This window comes from Streptomyces sp. NPDC049577, from assembly GCF_040675635.1.
GTDB lineage: Bacteria > Actinomycetota > Actinomycetes > Streptomycetales > Streptomycetaceae > Streptomyces.
Genome location: NZ_JBFAPH010000254.1, coordinates 1 through 9,082, shown reverse-complemented (window position 1 = coordinate 9,082; position 9,082 = coordinate 1). Strand labels below are relative to the sequence as shown.

The window sequence follows — 9,082 nt, the reverse complement described above, 5'->3', positions numbered from 1 at the left end:
ATGGTGCGCCCGTCCGGGGAGAACGTGGGGTCGGTGTCCCAGTCCTCCGGCCCCCGCTCGGCCAGCGGCATCGCCGCCGGGTGGGAGCCGTCGGCGTCGACCGTCCAGATCCGCTCGATCCGGCGTTTCCGGCCGTCCGGGCCCTTCGGGCTGTCCGGGTCGTCCTCGAACCGGGTGACGACGATGCGGCGGCCGTCCGGCGTGTAGTTCTGCCGCTCGGTCCACGGGTCGGACCCGGGCGCCGGATTGAACAGCGGATCCTTGGCCGGATCGGTGTTGGTGTCGGCCGCCGGGTCCTCCTTCAGGATGGTCAGCCCGAGGTCGCGCGGATCGGCGCCGTCCATCCGGACGTCCTGGAGGGTCGCCACGTGCGGCCCGGGGGCCGAGGTGCGGTCGACCACCACGCGGCCGCCGTGCAGGGGGCCCAGCCAGGTGGGCCGGCCGACCGCGCGGTCCTCCTGGAGCACCAGCTGTGGCTCGGCCTCGGCCCCGGCATGGGCCACCTGGAACACATGGTCCCAGTTCCCCTCGCAGTCACAGGTGCGGTCCGGGCTGAGGAACAGCACCCCGTCCCCGTCGGGCAGCCAGGCTGCCCCGTGGGTCCGCCACTGTGCCCGCGCGCCGGCCAGGAGCGGCCGGTCCCCGGCCGCCCCACCGGTCACCCGCAGCCGCGGGCCCGTCGCCGCGTCGGTGGTGAAGGTGTACGCGATGAGGTCCCGGTGCGCCGCGTCGTTCACCGGATTCCACACGGGTTCCGTCGCCGAGCCGTCGAGCGCCCCGGTGACCCGGGTTGCCGCGCCCCCGGCCAGCGGCCGCACGTAGATCTGCCGGCGGGCCCCCGGTTCGCCGTTCCCGGCGTACGCCAGGCACCGTCCGTCCGGAGACACGGTCGGGCTCTCCTCCTCGGACGGCGTGTCGGTCAGCCGGGTCAGCCCGGTGCCGTCGGCGCGCACCAGCCACAGGTCGCGCTGCTTCTTGCCGTCCGGTCCGCCCGGCTCCGCCGAGTCGAACACCACGGCCGAGCCGTCCGGGGTCAGCCGCGGATGCGCCGCGTCCCGGTCGCTGGTCAGCTTGCGCACCGACCCGTCGGGGGCCCGCAGGTAGACCTGCGGGCGCTTGTCGTCGCGCCGGCTCGCGAACACCATCGTGTCCCCCAGCGCCGACGGCTGGACGTCGAAGTGCGCCGGGCCGTCCCCGAACACCGGCTCGGTGGACTTCGTGTCGACGACCCGGCCGAGGCTCCGGTGCCCGGTGCCCGCGTACGCGATCCGGGTGGCGGAGGCGTCGGCCGCCTGCGGCCGGGGTTCGGCGCTGCCCGGCCGCGAGGCCGCCGTCACCGTCACCGCCAGCAGCGGGACCAGCAGGAGCGACGCCGCGCCGAACCTCCCCAGCCGGCGCTGCCCGCCGGGGCCAGCGGTGCCGTTCACGCTCCACCTCGCAGTCTCGGAACACCTCGTGCGCCCGCCACTCTGCGGCACGCGCGCGCGGCCCGGCAGGGCAGCGGGGCCGTACCGGGGGAAGCGCCGGTGCGCCTTCGGGCAGCGCCGGGGGACGGACGGCCGTCAGATCAGCCCGTTGCGCAACGCGTAGCCGACCGCGTGCGCCCGGTTGCGCAGCTGGAGCCGGGTGGTGACCTCGTGCAGCACGTTCTTGACGGTCCGCTCGGAATACGCGGTCTTCTCCGCTATCTCCGAGGTGTCGAACCCCTCCGACACCAGGCGCAGCATGTCCGCCTCGCGCGCGGTCAGCGTGGACAGGGACAGACCGCGCGGATCGAGCGCCGAGCGCTGCAGGCTGCCGACGTGGGTGAGTAACTTGCCGAGCAGATCGCCGGGCAGCACCCCCTCGCCGTTGGCCATGGCGAGCACCAGGTGCAGCAGCCGGTCCTGGTCGGCCTCCGTGCGCCGCAGCACCGCCGCGACACCGCACTCGATCACCCGCTGCAGCGCCGCGGACTCGAACGTGCCGACCACCAGCCCGGTGCGGGTGGCCGCGTTGCGCTGCAACCGTTGCAGCAGCGCCATCACTTCGTCGTCCACGGCGTCGACGACCACGAGCGACGTCCGCGCCCGGTCCGCCTCGGCGTCGGCGACCAGCTCCACCTCGGGGCGCTGTCGCAGCTGATGGACGACGCCGATCCGCAGGACGAGATCCTGGGCGTAGACGGCCACGGTCACCCGGTGCGGGCGGCCGGCGGGAGCGGGAGGGGTGACGGGGGCGGGGGCGGTCAGGCGCGGCGTGTTGGCAATCATGAGGGTTTCTTTCGCTGAGCCGGACAGGGGACAGGGTGAAGAGGTCTCCTGACGGAGGGCGGACGGGGGACGGGGGAGGGCCGCGGGAGCCCGCCGGGCGGCGGCCCGCGCCCCGCACCGGATGACATCAACGTGAGCCTCTGGAGTCGACGTTGACCGCCCGGGGCACGCCGACTGCCCGGGTGTTGCCCTCGCACCTCTCGTGACGGCCGCGACCCCGCCCTACCGTCGTGGCGTGACGCCATCTGCACCCTCTTCCGGTCCCGGAGCGCCCGGCCTCGACATCCCGGCCCTGACGGTGACGCCGGGCGGTACCGCCTCGACCAGCCTGACCGTCCGCAACGACAGCGACATCGTCGAGGCGTACACGCTGGAGGTCGTCGGCGACTGCGCCGCCTGGGCCACCGTGGAACCCGAGCGGATCTCGCTCTATCCCGGCACCTCCGAGACGGTGACCATCCGCCTGGCCCCGCCGCGCTCCCCCGAGGTTCGCGCGGGTGATGTGCCGCTGGGCGTACGGGTGCTGCCGGCCGAACACCCCGAGTCCGTGACGGTGCCCGAAACGACGGTGCACATCGAGGAGTTCCGCGAGCTGCGGACCGAGCTGGTCCCACGCCGCCGGCGCGGCTGGCTGCGGGCCCGCTACCGGGTGGCGGTGCGCAACGAGGGCAACTGCCCGGCCCGGGTGACCTTCACGCCGGAGCAGGCGGGAGAGGAACTGCGGTTCGGGTTCACCCCTGCCGAGCTGACGCTGGAGCCCGGCGAGTCGGCGGAGACCCGGCTGCGGGTGCGCACCGGCAAGCCGGTCTGGTTCGGCAGGCCCGTGGTCTGGCCGTTCACCGTGAGCGCCGCCGACGCCGAGGCGCCGGAGGGCGCCGGCGAGCAGGCCACGCCCCTCGTACGACCGCCCATGGAAGCCGAGTTCGTCCAGATCCCGGTCTTCCCGAAGTGGCTCCTGGCGGTGCTCGCGGCCCTGCTCGCGTTGCTGCTGGCCTGGTTCCTGCTGGTCCGCCCGGCGGTGCGGAGCGCGGCCAAGGAGGCCGCCGACGAGGTGGTCCAGCCGCGCCCCACGCCCGCCGGACAGCAGAACGGGCAGCCGCCGGGCACCGGTTCCGGGAAGGGCAAGGGCACCGGCTCGGGTTCCCGGCAGGGCGGCCAGGGCGCGAACGCGCCGGGGGACACCGGAGCCGACGGCGACGACGGTACGGGCGGAGGCCCCGGCACCGCGGCCGGCGGCGGCCAGCAGAGCTCGGCCACCATCGACCTGCCGACGGCCGGCGGAGAGACCAACACCGGCACCTATGTGGTGCCGGCAGGGAAGATCTTCGGTGTCACGGACATCGTTGTCGCGAACTTCCAGGGCGACGAGGGAGTGATGACCATCACCTTCGGCGACCGGAAGATCACCACCATCGCACTGGAGACCTTCCGCAACCAGGACTACCACTGGGTCACTCCCATCAAGATCCCCGAGAATGCCACCGTCACCGTGAAGGTGACCTGCGCGAAGCCGGGCACACCGGCCACCGGCCGTCAGGCGCAGCAGTGTCATGAGGTCCTGAACGTGAGTGGTGCGCTCAGCGACACCAGACGGTGACGCGACTCCCTCGAAACATCGTTCGCCTGGTGTGGCGCGAGGGGAAGGGGAGATTCCCACACCGACCGAAAACCGATATGACGCCGAATGTGAACGGATTGTTTCGTTCAAGCCTGTACGGTCTGGGAATGAAGGCTTCCGCACGGATGGAGCGGGGCTTCGGGGCGGGCGACGGCCGCGGATGAATGGCCTGTTCACTACTGGTGCGGCGGGGCGATGGGGCGCAACAGGGGGTGCCCCGCGACGTCACCGGCGTCGCGGGGCACCCGGGGAACTGCGGAGACCGACGCGTTACCGCGTCGGCTTGCGCAGCATCGCCATGAAGAACCGCGTCTTGCGCACCAGCACTTCCCGGATGCGCGGCAAGCCCGCGATCATGCCCTCGACGAAGTCGGAGCCGAACCGCTCCGCGAACTCCGCCCTCCTGTCGTAGCAGCCCAGGGCCAGGACGTTCATGGTCATCGCCAGGTTCGCCGACAGGTCCTTGAGCTCCAGCGTGTGGAATCCCGTCCGCGCGACCAGGTCGAAGAAGTCCGGAAGCGTCGGCGGGACATTGGCCGCGAAGACCGTCTCGAAGACCACCCTCTCGGACGGGGTCAGCCGGTCGGTGACGACCGACTCCAGGACCATGAGACCGGCACCCGGCTTGAGTACCCGCCACGCCTCGGCGAGTGCCTTGGCCCGGTCCATGTGACACAGGCTCTCGACGAACCACGCGCAGTCGAACGACTCGTCCTCGTACGGCAGCCGCATCGCGTCGGCGACCTCGAAGGTGAGCCGGCCGGCCGGCCCGTGCTCGTCCGCCAGACGGCGGGCCACGGCGATCTGTTCCTTGCTCACGGAGACGCCCGTGACCTCGACGTCCCGCTGCTGGACCAGCCGTAGGGCGGTGCGCCCCGTGCCGCAGCCGATGTCCAGGACACGTTGGCCCGGCTCGGGGTCGAGGGTGCGGATGAGGTAGTCGGTGTAGCGGTCCTGCGCCTCGGAGGACATGGCGGCAACGTCCATGCTCTGCGGGACGGGCGCGTCCGGCGGGAACCAGAGACCGCAGTGGACGCTCTCGCCGAGCGTCAGCCGGTATATCTCGCCGAACTTGTCGTACCAGTCGCCGACTTCGCCGGCCGTGACCTGGAGCTGGGAATCCTTCGCGTCGTGCGGCACGGTTCATCCTCCCGGGATCACTTCACGGACCGGGGAAGCGTCCAGCACCTCCGGAGCGGCGGACAAGGCCGCCTTTGGGGGTGGTCGGATCTTTCACGCCACGCCCGTATCACGCTGAAGGGGCGCTAGGCGCTCTCCTGGCGACCTTCGTGGGGCTGGTCGAGCTCTTGTTCACGCCGCTTCTGCTCGACACGCAATGACTCCACCTCGCGCGCGAGCCTGGAGAGGTTGCCGTCCTCGTCGCTCCCGTCGTAGGGATGGATCCCGAGGTCGAAGGCGTTCTCCTGGTGCTCGATGTCGTCTGCGGTCTTCTGCAGGTAGTAGCTCCTCTCGCGGTACTTGTAGTAGCCCGTGAACCCGGCCGCGGTGCCGACGGAGAAGCTGATGCCGACCGTGATCCACTTCCAGGGGGCCGGGGTGTCGGCAAAACTGGCTGACGCGGTCGTGGCGTAGGACCCGATGATGATGACTGCCTGGAAGGCGTTGTGGACCCTCCGGTAGCGGGTGCTCTGCCGCCGGTAGGCGTCGAGGCTGCTGGAAATGCCCTCCTTGTAGGCGTACTGCCGCTGATGGAGGGAGAGCCCCACCTCGGAGGCGTAGAGACGCCTCCGCTCCTCGGCCAGCTCCAGGTCCAGTTCCAGTCGCTGAACCGACCTTCTCTCGTTCTGCGGGCGGGAGCCTTCCCTGTCCAGAAGGAAGAGCAGGATGACGACCGAGACAGCGCACAAGGGACCGGCTATGACGTTGTAGGCCTTCATGTCCACCGATCGCCATGTCGCTGCGGTCAGAAGGAACATGGACAGGGCGCCGACGGCCGATACGACGGTGAAGAACCGGATGAGGCGAAGCTGGGACCTCCGCACCCGTATCGCCTCTTGGGCCTTCAGGACTGCTTCTTTGTACTCCAGCAGGCGCTCGGCCGGCCCTGGCTGTGTTGGCATGGCGGATTCCTGGTCGGTCAATATCCGGACGACGACGGCTCAGGTCGCCCCACAACGAAGCCCCTCTCCTGGCGGCAGGAGAGGGGCATGAGATCACTTCTTACGGCGCTTGCGGGGCGCGGGCACGATCGGCGCCTCGGTTTCGCGGGCGGCGGCGAAGAAGGGCGCCATCGCCTCTTCGTACTGCTTCAGCGACTCGGGCCCCAGGTCGACTTCGAGCCACTTGGGCACCTGGATTTCCTTGATTTCCGTCACCGGGGAACCGTCCTCGTCGAACTCCCCGGTCAGGTCTTCCATTTCCTCGGCCACCGTCACGGCGAACCTGACCGTGGTCAGATTGTCGGTCACCTCGGGGGCGAGGTCATCGAAATCGATTCGCTGGACGAAAATCGGCGTCGTGATCGTCTGACCACCGACCTCGATCGTCTTTACCCCTTCTTCCACGCCGGGCTGACCCTTGTGGGATTCGTCTACCTCAATGAATTTCGTGCCCATGAATGGCGCCTCTCTTTTTTGTTGGTGCGCGCGCAAAGTCTAGTGCAGCGTGGGTAGTTGACGCCAATTCAGAGAAGGGGTGGGTCTGTGATGTCGCCTACCGGCGAAGGGGCGAAAACGCGGTCGCGAAGTATGAATGCGATATGGGGTGTCTGGAGGCCAATGTCCGCTCCGGGGGGCATGCGCGATGCGTCTTCGCCGACTCGGGTGGAGCCTGCCTGCGCTGCTGTCGGCGAGGCCCATGGCCACCGGGCGGAGTCCGGGAGCGGGCGTGCTCTCTCTTCCGCCAGGGCTTGGGGTGGCTCGACGTCACGCCGGTGTAGTGAATACGCTGCAACTCGCGACGGTGGCTCGGCGGGGCCGCTGGGCGAATTTTGACTATATGGCCGGTATGTCCGAAACGAAGAAAGTCATCGGTGCGACTTCCAAGGCCTGGAGAAGTCCCAGGTCAGGCAGTCTGCTCCCTGCGCACGCGGGGATGGTCCCGGCGGCAAGCCCAACCGGCGGCAGCAGAACGGCTGCTCCCCGCGCACGCGGGGATGGTCCCTCCCAGCCGGCGAGGGCGGCTTCAAGCTCAGCCTGCTCCCCGCGCATGCGGGGATGGTCCCGACGGTGACGGGTGCCAGCCGGATTCGACGGCTGCTCCCCGCGCAAGCGGGAACGGCAATTCAATCGAACCCCGGTCAGCGGCGCCCATGGCGCAACACGGCTCAAACAGGTTCGGGTTGCGGTTCCCGTTGCTGTGCCGGCGCAGGCTTCTGCGTGTGTGTTTCCCACCGTTTCGTGATCCGTACGTAGCCGTAGATCACCGAGCCCATCGCCAGAAGGACCAGCGGTCCGAACACCCACGGATACTCGGCCATCTCCATCGGCAGAAAGCGGTACGCCGCCAGGAGCGCGGCGAAGACCGTCGCGCCGTACGTCACCAGCCGGATTCCCGATCGGTCCCAGCCGCGGTCGATCGAGCGCAGGGCCGTCTCGATCGTGAGTGCGAACACCACACCGGCGACGAGGTCCACGCCGTAGTGGTAACCGAATCCCAGCGTTGCGCTGAGCGTGGCAATCAGCCAGAACGCCCCCGCGAACCGCAGGATGCGTGGGCCCTTGCGGGAATGGATGAAGATCGCGGTGGCCCACGCCGTGTGCAGGCTCGGCATGCAGTTGCGAGGGGTGAGGTCGTCGTACGACACCGGATGCGGGACATGGACCGGAACCGGCGTGTGCGGCCACAGGTTGGCCACCGCCCACTGCACGCCGCCGGTGCCGGAGGCGCCCGGGCCGAAGGCGAAGACCGGTCCGACCACCGGGAAGATCATGTAGATGGCCGGCCCGAGGAGGCCGATCACCAGAAAGGTGCGCACCAGGTGATGGCGCGGGAAGCGGCGCTCGGCCGCCACGTTCCGCAGCTGGTACAGCGCGACGACGACCGCGGCCACCGCGAGCTGGGCGTAGACCACGTCGAGAAGATGCGTGCCGATCGGGCCGCCGGCCCTGAGCAGCCGGCCCATCACCCATGACGGGTTGCCCAGTGCGTGATCGGCCGTCGCCACGTACGGGTCCAGCACCGCCGGGCGGGTCTTCGCCGTGATGAGAAGCCAGGTGTCGCCGGTCTTGCGGCCGGCCACCAGCAGCAGGCCCAGCCCGACGCCCTTCAGCAGCAGCGCGCGCTCCCGGCCGGTTCGGCGCGTGACAGCGATGACCGCGCAGCCCAGCATCACCCACAGGGCGCCGTTGCCGAAGTAGTGGCCCTCGGGCACCTTGGCGTCGACCGCCCACCGCACCAGCACGAAAACGGCGTCGATGCCGATCGCCGCGCCGGCCGCGATGAACCGCTGGCGCCAGGTGAGCACCACCATCATCAGTGCCAGGCCGCCGTACAGCGGCCCCGGCTTGGGGGCGAATATGACCTCTCCCACCTGGGTGGTCATCGGCCCCGGTTCGCCGCAGTAGCGACGCGCGGCGATCTCCAGCGCGATGAGGAGCCCGAGGGCCGCCACACCCGCCGTGGCCCACAGGATCGCCCGTGGTCTGCGCCACGCGGCGAACTCGATTCTGCAGCTTGTTCGCGAAAACACCCGTCATACTATAGGCATCATTGTTTGACCGATTTGTCCACACATGCCGCCCGGCCCAGCGGCGCCCTCATCCGTTACCGGCGCCATGCCGACCGAAGCGACCGCTTATTCGTTTGCCGCCGGTCCGTCCGGGCGGATAAGAAGCCTGCATGCTGAGAGGTGGCAAGGTCGGGCTCAGGGCCCGGCACGAGGAGGACATCCCGGTCCTGCGGGCCGAGCTCTACGACGACGTGGTCAACTCCTCTCGGGCCGAAAGCGGTCCATGGCGGCCGATCACGCCCGGCTCGAAGGATCCGCGGCTCGTGGTGGACGACAAGCAGCAGGGGAGCGTCCAGTTCTCCGTGGTGGAGCTGGAGAGCGGCACGCTGGTCGGTACCGCGACGCTGTGGGGCATCGACAACCACAACCGGTCCGCGCACCTCGGGCTGGGGCTGCTGCCGTCCTGCCGCGGCAAGGGCTACGGCACCGATGTGGTCGCGGTGCTGTGCCACTACGGTTTCGGGTTCGCGTAGACCTTCCATCCCTGGACGACGTAGCTGTCCTGGTCGGTGGCGTACAGAG

Annotated in this window: 6 protein-coding genes and 2 pseudogenes; 2 read left to right on the top strand and 6 right to left on the bottom strand. The window is 69.9% G+C overall.

The genetic code is table 11. From position 1 onward, the window contains the following. Positions 1–1,427 (bottom strand): annotated as a pseudogene (locus tag AB0K09_RS24210) (hypothetical protein); the annotation flags it as partial. Between the two features lie 135 nt (positions 1,428–1,562). Continuing rightward, positions 1,563–2,252 (bottom strand): LuxR C-terminal-related transcriptional regulator, encoded by a 690-nt coding sequence (locus tag AB0K09_RS24205; RefSeq protein ID WP_366067476.1) that lies wholly within the window; start codon positions 2,250–2,252, stop codon positions 1,563–1,565. A gap of 235 nt (positions 2,253–2,487) precedes the next feature. Here AB0K09_RS24205 and AB0K09_RS24200 point away from each other — a divergent pair, with 235 nt between their 5' ends. Beyond that, positions 2,488–3,849, top strand: a complete 1,362-nt coding sequence (locus AB0K09_RS24200) for a hydrolytic protein (RefSeq protein ID WP_366067475.1) — start codon at positions 2,488–2,490, stop codon at positions 3,847–3,849. Between the two features lie 291 nt (positions 3,850–4,140). Here the strand turns inward: AB0K09_RS24200 and AB0K09_RS24195 are convergent, their stop codons facing one another. The 4 genes from AB0K09_RS24195 to AB0K09_RS24180 all read right to left on the bottom strand — a co-directional run bounded on the left by AB0K09_RS24195 (position 4,141) and on the right by AB0K09_RS24180 (position 8,443). Then, entirely contained in the window at positions 4,141–5,010 is an 870-nt protein-coding gene (locus tag AB0K09_RS24195; protein ID WP_366067473.1) for a methyltransferase domain-containing protein, read from the bottom strand. Between the two features lie 125 nt (positions 5,011–5,135). Continuing rightward, the gene (locus AB0K09_RS24190) at positions 5,136–5,951 is read right to left on the bottom strand and encodes a DUF4231 domain-containing protein (protein ID WP_366067471.1); all 816 of its coding nucleotides are present in this window, start codon (positions 5,949–5,951) and stop codon (positions 5,136–5,138) included. A 93-nt stretch (positions 5,952–6,044) separates the two neighbouring features. Then, complete coding sequence (locus tag AB0K09_RS24185; protein ID WP_366067470.1) at positions 6,045–6,446, bottom strand: hypothetical protein; 402 nt, start codon at positions 6,444–6,446, stop codon at positions 6,045–6,047. A gap of 710 nt (positions 6,447–7,156) precedes the next feature. Next, the gene (locus AB0K09_RS24180) at positions 7,157–8,443 is read right to left on the bottom strand and encodes a phosphatase PAP2 family protein (RefSeq protein WP_366067477.1); all 1,287 of its coding nucleotides are present in this window, start codon (positions 8,441–8,443) and stop codon (positions 7,157–7,159) included. A gap of 227 nt (positions 8,444–8,670) precedes the next feature. On the opposite strand from AB0K09_RS24180, the pseudogene AB0K09_RS24175 reads away from it, so the two are divergent. Next, a pseudogene (locus AB0K09_RS24175) lies at positions 8,671–9,021 on the top strand (GNAT family N-acetyltransferase); the annotation flags it as partial. Positions 9,022–9,082: the final 61 nt, after the last annotated feature.

Coding starts and splice junctions, on each gene's coding strand:
- AB0K09_RS24205 (WP_366067476.1), bottom strand. CDS start 2,252: ATGATTGCCAACACGCCGCGCCTGACCGCCCCCGCCCCCGTCACCCCT.
- AB0K09_RS24190 (WP_366067471.1), bottom strand. CDS start 5,951: ATGCCAACACAGCCAGGGCCGGCCGAGCGCCTGCTGGAGTACAAAGAA.
- AB0K09_RS24185 (WP_366067470.1), bottom strand. CDS start 6,446: ATGGGCACGAAATTCATTGAGGTAGACGAATCCCACAAGGGTCAGCCC.